Origin of the sequence: Mitsuaria sp. 7 (assembly GCF_001653795.1) — a bacterium.
Classification (GTDB): Bacteria; Pseudomonadota; Gammaproteobacteria; order Burkholderiales; family Burkholderiaceae_C; genus Roseateles.
In genome coordinates this window covers 3930119-3948787 of the sequence record NZ_CP011514.1, presented here as the reverse complement: position 1 = coordinate 3948787, position 18669 = coordinate 3930119, and the positions used below count along the sequence as shown (strand labels likewise).

15 protein-coding genes are annotated in these 18669 nt (G+C 68.3%); 10 read left to right on the top strand and 5 right to left on the bottom strand.

The genetic code is table 11. From position 1 onward, the window contains the following. The first annotated feature begins 39 nt into the window (after positions 1-39). The 6 genes from ABE85_RS17290 to ABE85_RS17265 all read left to right on the top strand — a co-directional run bounded on the left by ABE85_RS17290 (position 40) and on the right by ABE85_RS17265 (position 4866). Positions 40-426 carry a Rieske 2Fe-2S domain-containing protein gene (locus tag ABE85_RS17290; protein ID WP_067277296.1) on the top strand — a complete coding sequence of 129 codons (387 nt, stop codon included), beginning with the start codon at positions 40-42 and terminating at the stop codon, positions 424-426. Next, on the top strand, positions 427-1494 hold the full coding sequence (locus ABE85_RS17285; RefSeq protein ID WP_082938702.1) for a S49 family peptidase: 1068 nt from the start codon (positions 427-429) through the stop codon (positions 1492-1494). Between the two features lie 146 nt (positions 1495-1640). Continuing rightward, positions 1641-1973 (top strand): hypothetical protein, encoded by a 333-nt coding sequence (locus tag ABE85_RS27670; RefSeq protein ID WP_067277294.1) that lies wholly within the window; start codon positions 1641-1643, stop codon positions 1971-1973. 142 nt (positions 1974-2115) lie between these two features. Then, positions 2116-2988: a ChaN family lipoprotein gene (locus ABE85_RS17275; RefSeq protein ID WP_067277292.1), complete on the top strand. Its 873-nt coding sequence runs from the start codon at positions 2116-2118 to the stop codon at positions 2986-2988. A gap of 135 nt (positions 2989-3123) precedes the next feature. After that, a complete protein-coding gene (locus ABE85_RS17270) occupies positions 3124-4254 on the top strand; it encodes a hypothetical protein (protein ID WP_067277290.1) in 1131 nt (376 codons plus the stop codon). Between the two features lie 225 nt (positions 4255-4479). Then, positions 4480-4866 (top strand): hypothetical protein, encoded by a 387-nt coding sequence (locus tag ABE85_RS17265; protein WP_067277288.1) that lies wholly within the window; start codon positions 4480-4482, stop codon positions 4864-4866. Between the two features lie 11 nt (positions 4867-4877). Here ABE85_RS17265 and ABE85_RS17260 read toward each other — a convergent pair whose 3' ends face one another. From ABE85_RS17260 to ABE85_RS17240, 5 genes are all read right to left on the bottom strand, one after another. Then, positions 4878-5687 (bottom strand): DeoR/GlpR family DNA-binding transcription regulator, encoded by an 810-nt coding sequence (locus ABE85_RS17260; protein WP_067277285.1) that lies wholly within the window; start codon positions 5685-5687, stop codon positions 4878-4880. A gap of 63 nt (positions 5688-5750) precedes the next feature. Continuing rightward, entirely contained in the window at positions 5751-6716 is a 966-nt protein-coding gene (locus ABE85_RS17255) for an N-acetylglucosamine kinase (RefSeq protein ID WP_082938700.1), read from the bottom strand. A gap of 36 nt (positions 6717-6752) precedes the next feature. Next, a complete protein-coding gene (locus ABE85_RS17250; protein ID WP_067277282.1) occupies positions 6753-7928 on the bottom strand; it encodes an SIS domain-containing protein in 1176 nt (391 codons plus the stop codon). Positions 7929-8021: 93 nt separating this feature from the next. Continuing rightward, the gene (locus ABE85_RS17245; protein ID WP_067282966.1) at positions 8022-9335 is read right to left on the bottom strand and encodes a D-tagatose-bisphosphate aldolase, class II, non-catalytic subunit; all 1314 of its coding nucleotides are present in this window, start codon (positions 9333-9335) and stop codon (positions 8022-8024) included. A gap of 58 nt (positions 9336-9393) precedes the next feature. Beyond that, positions 9394-10278 carry a DMT family transporter gene (locus ABE85_RS17240; protein ID WP_067277276.1) on the bottom strand — a complete coding sequence of 295 codons (885 nt, stop codon included), beginning with the start codon at positions 10276-10278 and terminating at the stop codon, positions 9394-9396. 341 nt (positions 10279-10619) lie between these two features. On the opposite strand from ABE85_RS17240, the gene ABE85_RS17235 reads away from it, so the two are divergent. The 4 genes from ABE85_RS17235 (at position 10620) to ABE85_RS17220 (ending at position 18556) form a co-directional block, all read left to right on the top strand. Further along, positions 10620-13508 carry a TonB-dependent receptor gene (locus ABE85_RS17235; RefSeq protein WP_082938699.1) on the top strand — a complete coding sequence of 963 codons (2889 nt, stop codon included), beginning with the start codon at positions 10620-10622 and terminating at the stop codon, positions 13506-13508. 186 nt (positions 13509-13694) lie between these two features. After that, the gene (locus ABE85_RS17230; protein WP_157522553.1) at positions 13695-14519 is read left to right on the top strand and encodes an endo alpha-1,4 polygalactosaminidase; all 825 of its coding nucleotides are present in this window, start codon (positions 13695-13697) and stop codon (positions 14517-14519) included. Between the two features lie 75 nt (positions 14520-14594). Beyond that, the gene (locus ABE85_RS17225) at positions 14595-15737 is read left to right on the top strand and encodes an amidohydrolase family protein (protein ID WP_067277274.1); all 1143 of its coding nucleotides are present in this window, start codon (positions 14595-14597) and stop codon (positions 15735-15737) included. Beyond that, the gene (locus ABE85_RS17220) at positions 15734-18556 is read left to right on the top strand and encodes an alpha-galactosidase (RefSeq protein WP_067277271.1); all 2823 of its coding nucleotides are present in this window, start codon (positions 15734-15736) and stop codon (positions 18554-18556) included. Before ABE85_RS17225 ends, ABE85_RS17220 begins: the two co-directional genes overlap by 4 nt. Positions 18557-18669: the final 113 nt, after the last annotated feature.

Sequence of the window (18669 nt, the reverse complement as noted above, 5' to 3'; positions counted from 1 at the left end):
TCGCCTTCCTCTCCTTCCTGCTTCCCGGACTCCTTCCGAATGACGCCCGAGCAAGACCTGCCCCCGGTGCCGCTGTGCGCCTCCTCCGAGCTGGAGGAACGCGGTCGCGCGCACACCTTCGACGTGCTGCAGTTCCGCCAGCCGGCCTCGGCCTTCGCGCTGCGCTTCGACGGCGAGGTCGTCGGCTACCTGAACCGCTGCGCCCATGTGCCGACCGAGATGGACTGGCAGGAAGGCGAGTTCCTGGACAGCAAGAAGGAATACATCATCTGCAGCATCCACGGCGCCGTGTACCACCCGCGGGACGGGCGCTGCGTGACCGGCATGTGTGGCCGTTTCGGCCTGACCAAGCTCGACGTGCGCGAACGCGACGGCCAGGTCTATTGGTATCCATCGCGCGACACGCGACCCGTTTTCGAGGATTGAATGAACCCCAACGACGACTCCAGCGGCGGCAGTGATCTGCCCCGCCCGATCCCCGACGCGACGGCGCGGCCCGAGGACATCCTGAAGGCCGCGGCGCCCGCTGCGGCGGCGCAGCCCGCATCGGCCACGCCCGCCGCAGCCGTGCCCGGCCGCTACGAACACGTGATCGAGCAGTTCGCCCACGACTACCTGCGCGACCGCCGCAGCGACCGGCGCTGGAAGACCTTCTTCCGGCTGATCTGGGTGTCGGTGCTGCTGCTGTTCATCTGGTCGATGTTCGCGACCAGGCACCACGGCGGCGCGACGACCGGGCCGCACACGGCGCTCGTCGAGGTGCGCGGCGAGATCGCGCCCGACACCGAGGCCAGCGCCGAGCTCATCAACGCCGCGCTGAAGGCCGCGTTCGAGGATCCGGGTTCGCAGGCGGTGGTGCTGCGCATCAACTCGCCGGGCGGCAGCCCGGTGCAGTCGGGCATCGTCAACGACGAGCTCAAGCGCCTGAAGGCGCTGCACAAGAAGAAGGTCTACGCGGTCGTCGAGGAGATCTGCGCCTCCGGCGCGTACTACATCGCCGCGGGCGCGGACGAGATCTACGTCGACAAGGCGTCGGTGGTGGGCTCGATCGGCGTGCTGATGGACGGCTTCGGCTTCACCGAGGTGATGAAGAAGGTCGGCGTCGAGCGCCGCCTGATGACGGCGGGCGAGAACAAGGGGATGCTGGATCCGTTCTCGCCGGTGACCCCGAAGCAGCAGGCGTACGCGCAGGCGATGCTGGACCAGATCCACCAGCAGTTCATCGCGGTGGTGCGCGAGGGTCGCGGCACGCGGCTCAAGGAAACGCCGGAGATGTTCTCCGGCCTGTTCTGGAACGGCGAGCAGGCCATCCAGCTCGGCCTGGCCGACGGCACGGGCACGCTGGACTACGTCGCCCGCGAGGTGGTGAAGGCCGAGGACGTCGTCGACTACACGCCGCGCGACAACGTGGCCGAACGCATCGCCAAACGCTTCGGCGCGTCCATGGGCGAGGGCGCGGTCAAGGCGATGCGATCGATGACGTCCATCCGCTGACCGGCGCTCGCCGGACCGGCGATCCGATCTCCTTCGGAAGAGGACTACGGCGCGGCATCGGTACCGCGCGTCGCGCCGCGGCGCGTGGCCGATGCGTTCCGTACTCGGCACGCGCGACGTGCCTCACTTCTGAAGGAGAACTTGTCATGACGATTGCATCGCAGACGACGCTGGAGAACACGACGTCCACTGCTGCAGGCGCATCGCTGCAGTCCGGATTGAAATACGCGAATGACCTTCTGGCACAGCGGACCTCGGTCTTCGAGACCGATGAAGGTCTGGTCGAATTCGACAACGCCGCGCTGAAGGCAACGATGTCTGCCGAGCAGATCGCGCAGCTCATCGCGGCGCTTGTGACAGAGTATGAGGCGCCCAACGACGAGATCCGCGAGACGGCATCGAACGTCGCCGCGCAGTTGGCGATGGCTGCCATGGCCCTCTATTCGAGCATGCAGGTGCAGGTGCAAGCGCCCCTCTGATCCTGCCCGGCTCCGGGCGGATGGCGGGGCGGATGCCCGACAATGCATGTCCGACCCAGCCAGCGCCGCCACCGCCGTTTCCAGCGGTTCGCGGCGCCGTCGCCAGGCCTGTTCGCATCCCCCTGCCTCCAGGACCGCTTCCATGAACATCGCCTCCCGCGGCGCCGCCCTGGCGCTTCTTCCGCTCCTGCTCGCCGCCTGCGCGACGCCCACGGCGCCCACGACGGACACGACGGACACGACGCCGACTATGGCGGCGTCCACCAATGCCGAGCCCGAATTCGTCCTGCTCGGCGAGCTGCACGACAACCCCGAACACCACCGCGCCCGCGCGGAGCAACTGCGTCGGCTGATCGCGCAGGAACCGAAGACGGTGGTCGTCTTCGAGCAGTTCTCGCGCAGCGAGGATGCCGCCGTCGCGACGGCGCGCAAGGCCGCGCCGGGCGACGTGAACGCCGTCGTCGACGCCGCGAAGTTCGACCGCAAGGGCTGGCGCTGGCCGCTGCATCAGCCGCTGTTCGAGGCCGCGCTGCAGTCGGGGGCAGAAGTCCGCGGCGGCAACATCGACCGCGACCGGATCCGCAGGATCGTCCGCGAAGGCGACGCCGCCTGGCCCGCCGACCTGCTCGCGTTGCGCGAACGCGCCGTGTGGAACGCGGCGCAACAGGACACGCTGCGCCAGGACATCCAGGACGGCCACTGCGGCGCGATGCCGGAGGCCATGCTGCCGGGCATGGTCCAGGCGCAACGCGCGCGCGACGCCGCGATGGCGCAGGCCATGCTCGACGCGCGGGCGTCCGGCGCGAAGCGCGTCGTGCTGATCGCGGGGAACGGCCACGTGCGCCGCGATGTCGCCGTGCCGGTCTATCTGCAGGCGGCCGGCGTGCCGGCGTCGGACATCGACGCCATCGCCTATCTGGAGCCGGGCAGCGCGACGGCCGCCGGCGGCTACGACCGCGTCGAGCGCACGCCCGCGCCGTCGCGCGAGGATCCCTGCGCGCAGTTCAAGCGCTGATCTGGCGAGCGCCAACCCCGCCGGCGTTGACCAAGCGGTTGCATGGGACGACCGCTCGCGGATGCGCTGCGGGTGGCGTCGGCATGCGCGCCGTGGCGTGCTCGCGCCGCGGTTCCGATCGCAAAGGAACAGTCAATGAGCAAGGTCCGCAACACGCCTGCCGGCGAGGCGAATCGGACACGGGGATACCTCTGGGACCCGCGGCTCGGGGATTGGGTCTTCTACCCCCATCCCGACCTGCGCACGCTGAGGATCTACCAGGAGACGGCCGGCAAGGTCTACACCGTCGATCAACTGCGGTTCGACCGCGCGTGCGACGATCTCCTGATCCGGGTGCCGGAGCACGCTCACCACCTGCGACTGAAAGACTGGTACGGGGACCGCCAAGGGGCATGGCGCCTCGACAAGATCCAGTACCGCAACGGCGCCTTCGTCGACGTCGTGAACGACCTGGCGCCCTGGCGCCGCCTGTCTGAACTCGTGAGCAGGGATCGCCTCGAGCTGCCCCCGCAAGATGCGAGCGGCGGGCTCGCCGCAAGCGCGGTGACGACTCGAGATGAACGCCAGACCGGCGCGCCGCGATCGTCGCGCGTCATTGTCGGGACGCCGGGCGACGACATCACAAAAGGCACCGGCGAGGACGACAGGATCTACACCGGCACCGGTCGCGATCGGGTCTCCGCGGGCGCCGGCGACGACATGATCACGGTGGCGCATGGAGGCTCCGGCGACCCTTGCCCGGACAACAAGCACATCCGCGGCGGCGGCGGCGTCGACACCGTGGACTACCACTCGGCCTTCGTCGAGGCAGGGACCGGCATCCAGGCATCGCTGGCGAAGCGGGAGGTCCGTTGGGGAACGCGCGGCATCGACCGGCTGATCAACGTGGAGAACGTCGTCGGCACCGACGCCGCCGACCGGTTCGAGGGAGACCGGAAGGACAACGTCATGACCGGCCGCAAGGGCGACGACGAGTACGTCGTGACCTTCGGCGGCGGGAAGGATCAGATCGACGACTGGGACGACACGGAGGGCAATGTCGACACGCTCCGCTTCGGGCCCGGGATCCGGACGGATCTGCTGCTCAAGCGGACGGAAGGGCCCGATCTGGTGATCCAGCTCCTGCAAGAGGACGGCCTGTACGACACCCGGGTCACCATCAGGAACGGCACGCAGCGCCAATTCGCGATCGAGCGCTTCATGCTGGACGACGGCAGCCAGTTCCAGTTGAACCATCTGGGGACGCTGCCGTTCAGCCTGCTCTGAGCGTCGTCAGGCGAGGCCGTCTGGTCGGTCGATCCGCTCGCGCAATGCGATGCGCCGTCGCGTGAGGCTCCGTACGTGCAGCTCAAGCGCTGATCATCCTGTCGATCCGTCACCTCGATGGATCCCGATGCCTTCGCAAACCGACTAGGCCATCCGGTGCGTCGCGCGTGCTGATGATCGGCATATCGACGGCGCATCGCATGCCAACTTTCCGAAGGAGAATTTATGTTTATCGAAAACTTTGATCTGCTCGCCCCGAGGCCGGTGCCTGACGACTGGCAACCGCCCCGCGAATGGACGTTGAGCATCGCTGATAAATCGTTTGTGCTGGATTTCGAGGCCGTGGGGAATGATGCGGCGAAAGACATCGTGGCGTCGACCCGGGGCGTGATGATGGCCGCGGAGTTAGCCTGTTCAGTCGGATGGAGCGATCTCGGATCGTTGCAGGAACAACTTCAGCAGCAGCTTGAAATGCTGGCCGAGAGGTATCCGCGACTGGAGGTCAAACGGCAGGAGGTTGACCAGGACTCCTCAGAGCGCGATATGTCGATCATGCTCAGGGAGTCGAATACAGTGCAGGTTACCGTCTCTGGGTCCGACAAGATCCTCTAGGTCTGATCCGATCAAGCCAGCACCACCTCGACGCCCCGGCGTCGCAGTTCGCCGACGATCCCCTCGTCGGCCTCCTTGTCGGTGATCAGCATGTCGATCTGCTCGACCGGCGCGATCACCGAAAGGTTGCGCTTCATCAGCTTGGAGGCGTCCGCGACCGCGACGATCTGACGCGCGATCTTCATCATCTGCGCGTTCAGCTGCGCCTCCAGCAGATGCGGCGTCATCAGGCCGATCTCCGGATCAAGGCTGTCGACGCCGAGGAACAACCGGTCCGCGTAGAGGCTCTGCAGCGCCGTCACCGCCTGCGGGCCGGACAGCGAATACGAGTTCTGCCGCAGCAGCCCGCCCGGCATGATCACGTTGACGCCCGGCACCGTCGCCAGCAGCACCGCGATGTTCAGCGCGTTGGTGATGACGTTCAGCGACTGCAGCCGCAGGCCGCGGATCTGCTTGGCGATCTCTTCCGTCGTGGAACCGGAGTCGAGCAGGATGGTGTCGCCGTCGCGGATCAGCTTGGCGGCCTCGATGGCGATGCGCACCTTCTGCTCGTGATGCAGCTTCTGCTTGACGCTGATCGGCACCTCCTCGGTGTCGCGATGCGCCAGCGCGCCGCCGTGCGTGCGCAGCAGCGCGCCGGTCGAGGCCAGGGCGTTCAGGTCGCTGCGGATCGTGACGACGGAGATGCCGAAGCGTTCGGCCAGTTCCTCCACCGTGACCTTGCCCTGCGCCTGCACCTGCTCGCGGATCAGCCGCCGACGCTCGTCGATCAGCAGCGCGGCGTCAGGCTTCTCGGCGATGGAGGAGGGAGAGGTGGTCATGACGATCCGGAAGTCGAAAACTTTCGAATGATATCGAGGCGGCTGCGTTCGGAAGGGACTGAATCAGCCTTGCGGCCGTAGGCGAAAACCCGCCAGCCGCGCCGCGTACATCGCCGCGCCGAGTTCGGGACCGAAACGCGGCGCGATCAGCGTCGCGCCCGGCACGTCCCGGGCCAGCGCGCGGCGCAGGGCATCGGTCACCGTGGCGCCGGCTTCGAAGACGCCGCCGGTGTAGGAGACCAGGACCTGCGCCTCCGCGGGCAGCGCCAGTTGCCGGGCGATGGCACCGGCCAGCGCCGCGAGCTCATCGCCGGCGCGGCCCAGCAGAGCGATCGCCTGCGCGTCGCCGTCGACGGCCGCCGCGGACACGAGCCGCGCGAACTGCGCGAGGCGGCTGCGCGCCGCGTCGCCGTTGATCGCCGCGCAGAGGTCCAGGTCGTGCGCCAGCTGGAAGTGCTCGCGCACCAGCCCGAGCAGCGGTCCCGGCGCGGCGCGGCCGTCGGCCATGCGCGAGAACAGCGCGAGCCCTTCACGCGCGAGCCAGTAGGCCGAGCCCTCGTCGCCGAAGACCTCGCCCCAGCCGCCGGCGCGCGCGCCGCGGCCCAGCCATTCGCCGTAGGCGATCGAGCCGGTGCCCGCGACCACGCTGATGCCGTCGTCGCCGCCTAGCGAGCCGGCCCAGCTGCAGACCATGTCGTTGCCGATGACCGCGCGCGGCAGGGCGCCGGCCAGCAGGCTGTCGAAGTCGGCCGACAGCGCGCTGTCCTCGCCGTGGGCCGGGAGCCCGGCGAAGGCGGACGTGACCTGTTCCGGCGCCACGCCGGCGAGCTTCAGCGTCTCGGTGACGCCGTCGCGCAGTAGCACGCGCAGCGCGCCGAAGCCGATCTCCAGGTAGTAGCTGGTCGTCGTCGTGTGGCGGGCCAACTGCCGGCCGCCGCCGTCCAGCAGCAGGAAGGAGGTCTTGGTGCCGCCGCCGTCGATGCCGAGGAAGATCGGGCGCTCGGCGGTGTCGTGGGTGCCAGGAGTCATGAGCGGGTCAGTGGACAGATCGGAGGACGGAGCGATTCATGGCGCCGGGGTGGCGAGCGGATGGATGATGACGCCGCTGACGACGCGCGTCACGGTGCCCGAGGCGCTGGGATTGTCCGGCGTGATGCCCAGCTTCAGCGAGGCCAGCAGCGCCAGGCACTGCGCGAAGACCAGCGCCACCGGCGCCAGCGCCAGGTCGGGCGCGTTGACCGGCAGGTCCAGCAGCACGTCGTCGGCGGCCAGCGCGTCCTCGGCGTTCAGCGCCGAGGTGCTGAGCGCGACGATGCGGCCGCGGCCCTGGCGGCGCAGCTCGCGCAGCAGGTCCAGGTCGTAGCGCCGGGTGTAGCTGTCGTTGGACAGCACGATCAGCACCAGCGTGCGGTCGTTCAGGATGGTCTTCGGACCGTGGCGGAAGCCCAGCGGCGAATCGGCCAGCGCCACCAGGCGGCCGTCGCTCAGCTCCAGCACCTTCAGCGCGGCTTCCTTCGCCAGGCCCTGCAGGCCGTTGCTGCCGAGCACGACGACGCGCTCGAAGGGTTGGGCGTTCAGCGCGTCCAGGCGCGCGGCCTCGGTCGCGAGCAGCTGGCGCGCCGCGTCGCCGAGCGTGTCGACCGACGGCAGCGCCATGCCGAAGGCCCAGGCCGCGGCCAGCAGCATGCCGGTGAAGCTGGAGGTCATCGCGAACGCGCGGTCGTGGGTCTCGTCGGGCAGCAGCAGCACGTGGGCGCGCTCGCGATCGCCGAGCCGGCGCGCCAGCGTGCCTTCGGCCGCGCAGGTGACCGCGAGGTGATGGCACTCGCCGACGGTCGCGTCGGCCAGCTCCACCGCCGCCAGGCTCTCCGGGCTGTTGCCCGAGCGGGCGAAGGAGACCAGCAGCGTCGGCACGCCCGGCTGCAGGCACTGCGCGGGGTTGGAGACGATGTCGGTGGTGGCGATGGCCTCGACGCGGATCCCGGGCCTGGCGCCCAGCTGCTGCAGCAGTGCGGGGGTCAGGCATTGCCCGATGAAGGCCGAGCTGCCCGCGCCCGTCAGCACGATGCGCAGGTCCGGCAGCGCCAGCAGCGGCTGCAGGAAGGCATCGATCGCCGCGCGCTGCGACTGCACCAGCGCATGCACCGTGCGCCAGACCTGGGGTTGCTGGGCGATCTCGCGCGCGGTGTGCGGCGCGCCGCGGCGGTCGAGTTCGGCGGATTCGAAGTTGAGCAGGCTCATCGTGACAGGTCTTGTTTTATGGGAAAGGGCCGGATGTCGAAGCGGTCAGGGGATCACGCGTTCAGGCGTCCGGACGTTCAGGCGTTCTGTCGTTCAAGCGGCGCAGGCCGCGAGGTAGGGGCGCAGCGACTGCGCGGCGCCGTCGCGGAGCAGCTCCGCGGGACGGTTGCGCAGGCGGCCCTCGCGGATCGCGTCGTACTGGCGCGGCAGGAACTGGCTCAGCAGCGTCAGCGGCGGCGGCGAATGCTCCAGCCGGTCCAGCAGCGCCGCGCAGGCGGTCTGCACCTTGGGATGCGCCCAGTAGTAGCGGATGCGGTCGCTCAGGCTGTAGGCCAGGTCGACCTGCACGCGCGAGGGGTCCTGGTAGTAGGGCGCCCAGTGGCCGGGCTCCGCGCGCATCACGCCGAGCACCGTGTCGACCAGGTTCTCCTGGCCGGCCTGCGGGCCCAGCCATTCGCGCTCGACGGCGGCCAGCGCCCACAGCGTCTCGCGCAGCGCGAAGGTCGCGCCGGGGCCGACCTTCAGGATCGCGAAGTGGTCACGCGCGAGTTGCGCCAGGCGCTCGGGCGTCTGGTAATCGGTCGAGTGGGCTTCGAAGACCAGGCCGGGCTGCGATTCGATGAACGCGCTCAGCGCGCGCGCCTTCTCCGGCTGGTAGTCGATGACCTTGTGGTGGTCGAACTCGACACCCGGCTGCACGACCATCGCGATCACGCGTTCCCAGGCCGCATCGAGACCGGACTTCGCGAAGGCGTCGCGATGCAACGACAGCGTCGCGCCCGCGGCTTCCGGCGACGTCACCGCGAGGTCTTCCAGGTCCTCGTGCGCGCCGCCGGGCACCGGCACCTCGGTGCCGATGACGTAGACCGGCGGCTCGCCGCGGTCCGGCGTGTCGCGCCAGGCGGCTTCGGCCGCCAGGCACAGGCGCACGGCGCGGGCGGCGATCTCGGCCTCGGACAAGGGCACCGGATCGTCCGCGCAGGACATCGAGCAGTCGAGGTGGATCTTGCGGAAGCCGGCCGCGACGTACTGCGCCACCATCACCTCCGCCTTGGCCATCGCCTGCGCCGCGGGCTGCTTGCGCCACGCGTTCGGGCCGAGGTGGTCGCCGCCGAGGATCAGCAGGCCGGGGTCCACGCCCTCGGCCTTCGCGATCGCTTCGACGAAGCGACGGAAGTCGACCGGCGTCATGCCGGTGTAGCCGCCGTCCTGGTTGACCTGGTTGGAGGTCGCCTCGATCAGCGCGGGGCGGCCGAGCGCACCGCACTCGCGCAGCGTCGCGGCGATGACGACGGGATGGGCCGAGCACATCGAGGGGATGCCGATGGCCGGAACGGCCGTGCCGACGCCCGGACCGTTCAAAAACGAGGTCGACGACTGCTTGTGGCGCCGCACGAGATCGAGCATGAGCTTCAAGGGGAATCCTTCCTGTCGAATGAGGGTGGGGCGGGCGCGGACCTTGGGGTCAGGTCTTGTTGGCGTCGCCTTCGGGTTGCAGGGCCAGCAGCAGCGCGGCGAGCAGCGCCAGCGCGACCCCGGCCAGCTTGAAGCCGCCGGGCGCGGCGCCGCTCATCGCCATCGACGCGAGCGCCGTCAGCAGCGGGGCGCCGGCGTTGACCAGCGGCGAGACGACCAGCGCCTTGCCGTAGCGGAAGGCGTAGACCAGCGTGAGCGCGCCTATCGCGTTGAGCACCTGGATCACGGCGGCCAGGCCGGGGCCGTTCCAGCCCCAGGGAATCGGCTTGGAGAAGTCCGTCATCCACAGCGCGGCGGGGATGCACAGCAGCGCGCTGAGGGTCATGTAGAAGAAGATGCTCTCCGCGCTGGCGGCGTTGTTGGCCGTCTTCAGGAAGAAGGCCTGGAGCCCCCACGCGGCCATCACGATGACGGCCAGCGCGAACCACAGTCCCAGCGCCTGGCTCTGCTGGCCGGGCTGGTAGTCGAACAGCGGCAGTGCGAAGAGCGCCAGCACGATGCCGGCGACGCCGAGCTTGCCGGTACGCTCGCGCAGCAGTCCGAAGGACAGCGCGATCGTCACGCCTGGCGACAGCGACACGATCGGGAAGATCAGGTAGGCGGGGCCGGACTCGACCGCGCGGAACAGCAGCATCTGCCCGCCCGCGCCCAGCAGCCCGACCGTCAGGCCCTGGATCACGGCGCGCCGGTCGCGCTGCAGCTTCCAGCCCGCGCGGGCCAGCACGAACACGGCCGGCGGGATCATGGTCAGCGCCCACACGACGTAGACCAGCGTGTCGGGGAAGCCGCGTTCGGAAGACAAGCCCGTCAGCGCGCCCCACGCACCCCAGAACAGGGTCGTGACAAGCGCGTAGGTCAGCCAATGTCGTTGCATGGATCGCTTTCTTTCTTGGAGGGGTCTCGACGGTCCGGCGGTGTCGGAGATCGTCGGAAGCTTTCGAACGAAAGAATAGGGCAAGCAAACCGGAAACACAACGGAAGAAACGGCGCGCGGCCCCGAACAGGCGCATTTTGCGGGAAAACCCGGACACGACGGGCGCCGTCGCGGTGCATTCGTCAGAATGTGTAGCTCGAATTCTTTCGATAGTCATCAATTCGAAAGAATAAACGTCGGTAAAAACGATATGCGAAATTATTCGAAAGACTGCTTAGACTTGCGCCAAGCCGGTCGAGGTCCAGGACTGGCAGCGGACAAGCCAACAAAAGGAACCTGAGATGCGAGCTCCCCTGTCCTCCCTCTTGAATGCCGGATTTGCGCCGCGGCCCATTGCCGCTGCCGCCGCGATCGCCGCCTTGACCGCCGTGGGCCTGGCCCAGGCGCAGGTCCAGCCGCCGGCCGCGGCCGCCTCGGCGCCTGCCAACACCCAGCCCGCTGAATCGAAGGCCGACGCGAAGGCCAAGGAAGCCGACACGACGCTGGACCGCGTCGAGATCACCGGCACCCGCGCCAGCCTGCAACGCTCGTTGAATCTGAAGCGCAGCGCGTCGGGCGTGCAGGACAGCATCAGCGCGACCGAGTTGGGCCGCTTCCCCGACGACAACGTGGCCGACTCGCTGAGCCACATCACCGGCGTGTCGATCTCGCGCACCGCCGGCGGCGAAGGCCAGAAGGTCAGCGTCCGCGGCCTGGGTCCCGAATACACGCTCACGACCTTCAACAACCGCATCCTCGCGACCGACGGCGAAGGCCGCGACTTCGCCTTCGACGTGCTGCCCTCGGACATCATCAGCGGCGCCGACGTCGTGAAGTCCGCGCAGGCCTCGGTGATGGAAGGCGCGATCGGCGGCCTGGTGAACCTGCGTTCGGCCAGCCCCTTCGACCAGCCCGGCCAGCACGGCATCCTGCGCGTCGAAGGCGACCGCAACACGATGTCCAAGCTGAACGGCGGCAAGATCTCGGCCACCTACAGCAACACCTTCGGCAAGGAGCTGGGCGTGCTGTTCGGCGTGGTCTACGCCGACCGCAAGGTCCGCACCGACACGGCCGGCAACGACGGCGGCTGGACGCGCAACCCGATCTCCGATCCGGCCGCCAACTGGACCGGCAACGCCTGGGGCGGCAACATCGACCCGAACGGCAACGGCGTGCTGGACAAGGACGAGGAAGGCCTGATCGGTCCGGGCCAGTTCCGCGTCGGCACCATCCAGGAACAGAAGAAGCGCACCGCCCTGTCCGGCAAGGTCGAATGGCGGCCGAGCGATTCGCTGAAGGTCACCGTCGACGGCATCAAGACGCGGCTGAACTCGCCGCAGGTCGGTTATCAGCAGTCCTTCTACACGCTGTTCTCGCCGGGCCGCTGGTCCAACATCAAGACCCAGAACGGCGTCGTCACCGGCTTCACGATGGACAGCACGGATCCGGAGCTGATGCTGAATCCGGAGCTGCTCAACCTGACCACGCACCGCGTCGTCGACAGCGCCGTCTACGGCATCAACACCGAGTGGAAGGCCACCGAGTCGCTGAAGTTCAACGGCGACATCTACCAGTCGACCTCCAAGCGCCACTCGGGCGGGCAGGACACCTACACGGTGCTGCGCATGAACCAGCCCAACGTGACGCAAGTGAACCTGACCGGCTCGCAGGTGCCCGACATCAAGACGACCTTCTCCGACGGTCGCGACCTGATCTCCGGCCTGGCCAGCGGCGCCTTCGGCCCGAGCGACTTCAACACCCACTACCTGGGCCTGAGCGGCGACAACATCGACGACAAGATCCGCGGCCTGACGCTGAACGGCACGCTGTCGGTGGACCGCTTCAACGTCGACCAGATCCAGTTCGGCGTGCAGGCCACGCGGCGCGACAAGAACCGCGACCTGGTCGACAACGCGATCAACGCGGGCGAGAACTACTACTCCGGCACCAACGCGATCAACGTCGGCCAGCTCGGCGGCAACGTGCTCAACGAGCACCTGACACCGCCCAACTTCATGAACGGCGTCAGCGGCAGCTTCCCGCGCTCCTTCCTGGGCTTCGACGTGCCCAACTACCTGGCGGCGCTGCAGGCCTACAACGGCAAGCCGCGTCCGGACGGCGGCACCTACGACTTCAGCAAGGCCGGTCCGGTCTGGAACCCGCTGCAGAGCTACCGCGTGCGGGAGAAGACGACCTCCTTCTTCGTCGAGGCGGACCTCTCCGGCGAGCAGTGGAACGCGGACGTCGGCGTGCGCCTCGTGAAGACCAAGACCACGGCCAAGGCCTGGGACGCCAAGATCGACGGCCTGACCGAGAACGGCCCGTTCAACTACACGGCCCACTACGCGGACCCGACCGAGATCAGCCAGGACGCCGAGTACACCTACGGCCTGCCCTCGGCCAACTTCGTCTGGCACTTCACCGACAAGCTGCAGCTGCGCCTGGGCGCCGCCAAGACGATGGCCCGTCCGTCGGTCGAGCAGCTCGCGCCTACCAGCACGACGGCCAGCGTCGCCTGGGGCGACTTCACGCAGGTCTTCGGCGGCAACGCCGATCTGAAGCCCTACAGCGCCAAGCAGTACGACGCCTCGCTGGAGTGGTACTACGCGCGCAACTCGGCGCTGACCTTCGCGGTGTTCCAGAAGGACATCAAGAACCAGATCACCACGAGCTGGACCACCGGCGTCGACATCGGCGTGCCGGGCCACCTGTTCAACGTGATGAAGCCCATCAACGGCGACAAGGCCAAGGTCCGCGGCATGGAGATCGGCTTCCAGCACCTGTGGGACAACGGCTTCGGCGTGCGCGCGCAGTACACGCGCAACCGTTCCGACAGCTGGGTGGGCGGCGAGAAGCGCCCGCTGGAAGGCATCGCGCCGGCGACCTCCTCGCTGGGCCTGCTGTACGAGAAGGGCCCGTGGAGCATCAGCGCCACGGCAGACCACACGGACGAGTTCGTGTCCGCGATCAACGTGATCGGCCCAGGCTTCAACGAGCGCGCCAAGGCCATCACCTGGCTGACCGCGCAGGCCGCGTACGACGTCAACAAGTGGCTGCGTGTCTCCATCGAGGGCCGCAACCTGACCGACGCCAAGCAGGAGTACACGCTGGGCGACGGGAACATCACCTTGCCGCAGGGCTACAACCGCTGGGGCCGGGCCTTCACGCTCGGGGCGAGCATCAAGTTCTGACGCTGCGCTGATCGAAGAAGAAAAACAGACGGGCAAGACAAGCAAGCAGGACAGACGGGAGACGCCGGACTGGGCCATCCAGCCGGCGTCATCCGGTCGCCGCATTCGAGTCGGGATGTTCTTGAGAGGACGTTGGGCGTTCCACAACAAGCAGGCCGCATTGCCGGCCGCATCCCAGGAGAACTCATGAAACGATCGCTGATCCGTTCGATGGCCACCGGCCTCGCCACCGCCGCCGCGCTCACGCTGGGCCTCACCGCCGCGACCGGCGCGCAAGCGCAGTCGTGGTGGAAGCCCGGCGTGAACACGACCTGGCAGTGGCAGCTGACGGGCACGCTCAACACCGGCTACAACGTGGCCGTGTACGACATCGACCTGTTCGACACCACCGCGCAGACCATCGCCGGGCTGAAGGCGCAGGGCCGCAAGGTCGTCTGCTACTTCTCCGCCGGCAGCTCGGAGAACTGGCGCGCCGACTTCGGCAGCTTCAACGCCGCCGACATGGGCAAGGCGCTGGACGGCTGGGCCGGCGAGAAGTGGCTGGACACCCGCTCGGCCAACGTGCGCGCGGTGATGCTCAGCCGGCTGGACCTGGCGGTGTCCAAGGGCTGTGACGGCGTCGAGCCGGACAACGTCGACGGCTACACCAACTCGACGGGCTTCCCGCTGACGGCCGCGACGCAGCTCGACTACAACAAGTACCTCGCCAACGCCGCCCACGGCCGCGGCCTGGCCATCGCGCTGAAGAACGACGTCGACCAGCTGGCGCAGCTGGAGCCGTATTTCGACATGGCCGTCAACGAGCAGTGCAACCAGTACGACGAGTGCGGCGGCTACTCGGTGTTCACGAGCAAGAACAAGCCCGTGTTCAACGCCGAGTACGCCTCCAAGTACAAGAAGAACACCAATGGCGCGCGCGACAAGCTCTGCACGAAGATGACCGCCGCGAAGATCCGCACGCTGGTGCTGCCGCTGGACCTGGACGACGCCTACCGCTACAGCTGCAACTGACCTTCCTCCCCTGTTTTCAGTGGTCCCATTGCTGATGGTTCCACTGTTTCCACTGATGTTGAACCGATGACCCACATGACGAGAACTCCCGTCCGCGCCGCGCTGCCGGCCCTGCTGAGCGCTGCACTGACGGCCGTCGCGATGGCCGCCTCTCAAGGCGTCCTGGCGGCGCCGAAGTCCAAGGACAACGATGGAGCCCGCTACACGATGGCGGACTTCGCGAAGGTCACCAAGATCGATTCGCACGTGCATCTGCACAACGCCGATCCGGCGTTCATCGACGCCGCGCGCAAGCTCGGCTTCAAGGTGCTGACGATCAACGTCGACTACCCGGACTTCCCGCCGCTGGACGAGCAGCAGCAGGCGGCGATCGAGCTGCGCAAGGCGCGTCCGGCGGACGTGGCCTGGGCGGTGAGTTTCTCGTCGGACACGTCGGATCAACCGGGCTGGCTCGACGCGACGAAACAGCGCGTCGACGCCGGCCTGCGCGCCGGCGCGGTCGGCGTGAAGGTGTGGAAGAACATCGGCATGAGCCTGCGCGACAAGCAGGGCCAGCTCGTCATGATCGACGACGCGCGCTTCACGCCGCTGTTCACCTACTTCGAGGACAAGGGCATCACGATGCTGGGCCACCAGGGCGAGCCGCACAACTGCTGGCTGCCGCTGGACAAGATGACGGTCATCAACGACCGCGAGTACTTCGCGCACCACCCGCAGTACCACATGGCGCTGCACCCGGAGATGCCGAGCTGGGAAGACCAGATGGCCGCGCGCGACCGCATGGTGGCGGCGCATCCGAAGCTGAAGTTCGTCGGCATGCACATGGCCTCGCTGGAGCGCAACGTCGACGAGCTGGCCGCGTTCCTGGACCGCTTCCCGCTGGCCAAGGTCGACCTGGCCGCGCGCATCGGGCAGCTGCAGTACCAGAGCCAGCTGGACCGCGCGAAGGTGCGCGCCTTCATGATCAAGTATCAGGACCGTCTGATGTACGGCACCGACATCTCGCAACCGCCGCAACAATCGGGGGCCGAGCTGCTGAAGGAAGTCGAGCCGGTGTGGCGCATGCACTGGCGCTACTTCAACACGGAGGAGTCGTTCAAGGTGTCTGATCTCAAGAAACCGGTGAAGGGCCTGGGCCTGCCCAAGGACGTCGTCGACAAGCTGTACCACCTCAACGCCGAGCGGAGCTACCCCACCGCCTGGAAGGCGGCTCAATGACCGGGCGCCGCGCGTTCCTCCAATGGCTGGGGGCGGCTCCGGTCGCCACGATCACGCCGAAGCTGGCGCTGGCCGCCACCGTCGCATCGCCCGGTGCGGCCGCGGCGGCGCGCGCGGCGGACCTGGGCCGTGGCCACGTGCGGCTGCAGGACGAGCGGCTCTCGCTGCAATTCGACGAGCGCATGCGCAGCCGGATCGTCCGGCTGGGCGGCGCGCGTCCGCTGGCGCTGACCGGCTTCGACGCGGGTGAGCAGATCGTCATCGCTGAACTGAAACCCGTGGCGGCTGGTGCTGCGGCCGCGGCGCTCGGCGCGGAAGCGGCTGGCGCACCGCCGCCGACCACGTCGCGGACGCTCGAACGCTTCGCGCTGACGAGCGCGGTCCCGAGCAGCGGCGCCACGCCGTTCGGCGCGGGACAACGCCTGACCCTCACCGGCAAGGCCGAAGGTGCCGCCGTCGAGAAGACGATGACGGTCACGCTGCTCGACGAGCACCCCGGCGTCGCGCTGATCGAGGTCGCCTTCATCAACCGCTCGGACAAGCCGTTGCTGGTCCAGGGCTGGACCGTCGCCTCGCACCGCCTGCTGGCGGCGCCGCGGCATGCGGGCGGGTGGTGGACCTATTCGGGCTCCACGCACACGGACCGGCGCGACTGGATGCAGCCGGTCAAGCGCGGCTTCGAGCAGCGCAACTTCCTCGGCATGGATTCGTCCGACTACGGCGGCGGCACGCCGCTCGTGGACGTGTGGCGGCGCGACCTGGGTGTCGCGGTCGGCCATCTGGACAAGCTGCCGCGCCTGGTCTCGCTGCCGGTGAAAGCCGTTGGCGAGCAGGTCGACATCGCGCTGCGCGGCGACGAGCCGCGCACGCTCGCACCGGGTGAGACGCTGACGCTGCCACTGGCCTTCGTCGCGGTGCACGAGGGCGATTGCTTCGTGCCGCTGGACCGCTATCGGCGGCTGATGAACACGCAAGGCCTGATCGCGCCGGAGCCGCCGCGCAGCGCGCACGACGCGGTCTGGTGCGCGTGGGGCTACGAGCGCGACTTCTCGCTGGAGCGCGTGCGCGCCACGCTGCCGAAGGCGCAGGAGCTCGGTCTGAAGTGGGCGGTGCTCGACGACGGCTGGCAGCGCCAGACGGGCGACTGGTTCGACATCGACCTCAAGAAGTTCCCGCGCGGCGAAGAGGACATGAAGGCGCTGGTTGCCGACATCCATGCGCGCGGCATGAAGGCGCGGCTGTGGATCGCGCCGCTGGCGGTGGCGCCGGGCAGCGACGAGCTGCATGAACACGCGGATCTGCTGCTGCTCGACCAGAACGGCGCGCCGCAGATGATCACGTGGTGGAACTGCCTCTACCTGTGCCCGGGCGCGAAGGGGACGCAGGAGCGCACGGCGGCGATGTTCCGCAAGATCATCAAGGACTGGGGCTTCGACGGCGTCAAGGTCGACGGCCAGCATCTGAACGGCGTCGCGCCGTGCTTCAACCCCAGGCACCAGCACAAGAAGCCGGAGGACTCGTACGAGCACATGGCGGACTTCTACCGCGTGATGTTCGAGGCCTGCCATTCGGTGAATCCGGAAGCGGTCGTCGAGGTCTGCCCCTGCGGCACGAGCTACGCGTTCCACAACATGCCGTGGATCGACCAGGCACCGGCCTCGGACCCGCTGTCGAGCTGGCAGGTGCGGCACAAGGGCAAGGCGCTGAAGGCGCAGATGGGGCGCTGGTCGGCGTATGCCGGCGACCATGTCGAGCTGTCGACCGGCGGCATGGACTTCGCGTCTTCGGTGGGCGTCGGCGCGGTGGTGTCGACGAAGTTCACGTGGCCGGAAGATCCGAAGCCGAAGGACTCCTTCCTGCTGACGCCGGAGCGCGAGACGCATTGGCGCAAGTGGATCACCGCGCACAACGCGAAGGGCCTGTCCGACGGCGCTTATCGCGGCGAGCTCTACGACATCGCGTTCGACAAGCCGGAGACGCACGTCGTGGAGAAGAACGGGGTGATGCACTACGCGTTCTACGCGCCGACCTTCGACGGCACGGTGACGCTGCGCGGGCTCGGCCCCGGCGTGTGGAAGATCCGCGATTACGTGAACGGCGTGGACCTGGGTTCGGTCGACGCGGCGAAGCCGACGCTGAAGGTGAGCTTCAAGGAGAACCTGCTGATCGAAGCGGTGCTGACGTCGGCGATCGAGCGTCCGCTGGCGCGGGCCGCGCGGCTGCCGTCACGGTTGATCGGGCGCGATGGTTTCGCTCTCGCATCGGCGTGGGAGGACGCGCCTGCGCTGTTCTTCGCGCACGACTGGCGCGGCCGGCCGTTGACCGGGACGCAGTCGACGCGCGTGCAGCTGCTGCATGCGGACGGCGCGCTGCACCTGCGCTTCAGCAGCCGCTACAACGCGCTGACGACGTATGAGCGCGAGGTCTCCGCGACGGACATCTGGCCGCTGTGGGAGCGCGACGTCGTCGAGGTGTTCCTGCAGGCGCCGCAGGACGCGGGCACGGACCGCTACCGCGAGGTCGAGGTCTCGCCGAACGGCTTGACGATGGACCTGGAGGTGAGAGGTCAGGGCCGCAAGCGCTTCATCGGCGAGAGCCGGGCGCGCACGTCGGTGGACGAGTACCACCGCGTGTGGACGGCGGAACTCGTCGTGCCGATGCCGCGCGGGGCGCAGTCGCTCGACGGCTGGCGGATCAACCTGTTCCGCGTCGAGGGGAACAAGGAGTCGCGGCAGTTCAGCGCCTGGAATCCGACGGGCAGCGAGAAGGCGAACTTCCATGTCCCGGCTGCATTTGGGCAGCTCCGACTTGAAGCGTAGGGTGACTTGCCGACAGGGGTTGGCCCTCACCCCCACCCTCTCCCGCAAGCGGGAGAGGGAGCGAGAGTGCACCGAGCTGACCTTCTGATGGCGCCACCTTTCTTACTCCCTCT

Bases quoted from the DNA above. Each gene is read 5' to 3' on its own strand.
- ABE85_RS17290 (WP_067277296.1), top strand. From the start codon at position 40: ATGACGCCCGAGCAAGACCTGCCCCCGGTGCCGCTGTGCGCCTCCTCC.
- ABE85_RS17285 (WP_082938702.1), top strand. From the start codon at position 427: ATGAACCCCAACGACGACTCCAGCGGCGGCAGTGATCTGCCCCGCCCG.
- ABE85_RS27670 (WP_067277294.1), top strand. From the start codon at position 1,641: ATGACGATTGCATCGCAGACGACGCTGGAGAACACGACGTCCACTGCT.
- ABE85_RS17275 (WP_067277292.1), top strand. From the start codon at position 2,116: ATGAACATCGCCTCCCGCGGCGCCGCCCTGGCGCTTCTTCCGCTCCTG.
- ABE85_RS17270 (WP_067277290.1), top strand. From the start codon at position 3,124: ATGAGCAAGGTCCGCAACACGCCTGCCGGCGAGGCGAATCGGACACGG.
- ABE85_RS17265 (WP_067277288.1), top strand. From the start codon at position 4,480: ATGTTTATCGAAAACTTTGATCTGCTCGCCCCGAGGCCGGTGCCTGAC.
- ABE85_RS17260 (WP_067277285.1), bottom strand. From the start codon at position 5,687: ATGACCACCTCTCCCTCCTCCATCGCCGAGAAGCCTGACGCCGCGCTG.
- ABE85_RS17255 (WP_082938700.1), bottom strand. From the start codon at position 6,716: ATGACTCCTGGCACCCACGACACCGCCGAGCGCCCGATCTTCCTCGGC.
- ABE85_RS17250 (WP_067277282.1), bottom strand. From the start codon at position 7,928: ATGAGCCTGCTCAACTTCGAATCCGCCGAACTCGACCGCCGCGGCGCG.
- ABE85_RS17245 (WP_067282966.1), bottom strand. From the start codon at position 9,335: ATGCTCGATCTCGTGCGGCGCCACAAGCAGTCGTCGACCTCGTTTTTG.
- ABE85_RS17240 (WP_067277276.1), bottom strand. From the start codon at position 10,278: ATGCAACGACATTGGCTGACCTACGCGCTTGTCACGACCCTGTTCTGG.
- ABE85_RS17235 (WP_082938699.1), top strand. From the start codon at position 10,620: ATGCGAGCTCCCCTGTCCTCCCTCTTGAATGCCGGATTTGCGCCGCGG.
- ABE85_RS17230 (WP_157522553.1), top strand. From the start codon at position 13,695: ATGAAACGATCGCTGATCCGTTCGATGGCCACCGGCCTCGCCACCGCC.
- ABE85_RS17225 (WP_067277274.1), top strand. From the start codon at position 14,595: ATGACGAGAACTCCCGTCCGCGCCGCGCTGCCGGCCCTGCTGAGCGCT.
- ABE85_RS17220 (WP_067277271.1), top strand. From the start codon at position 15,734: ATGACCGGGCGCCGCGCGTTCCTCCAATGGCTGGGGGCGGCTCCGGTC.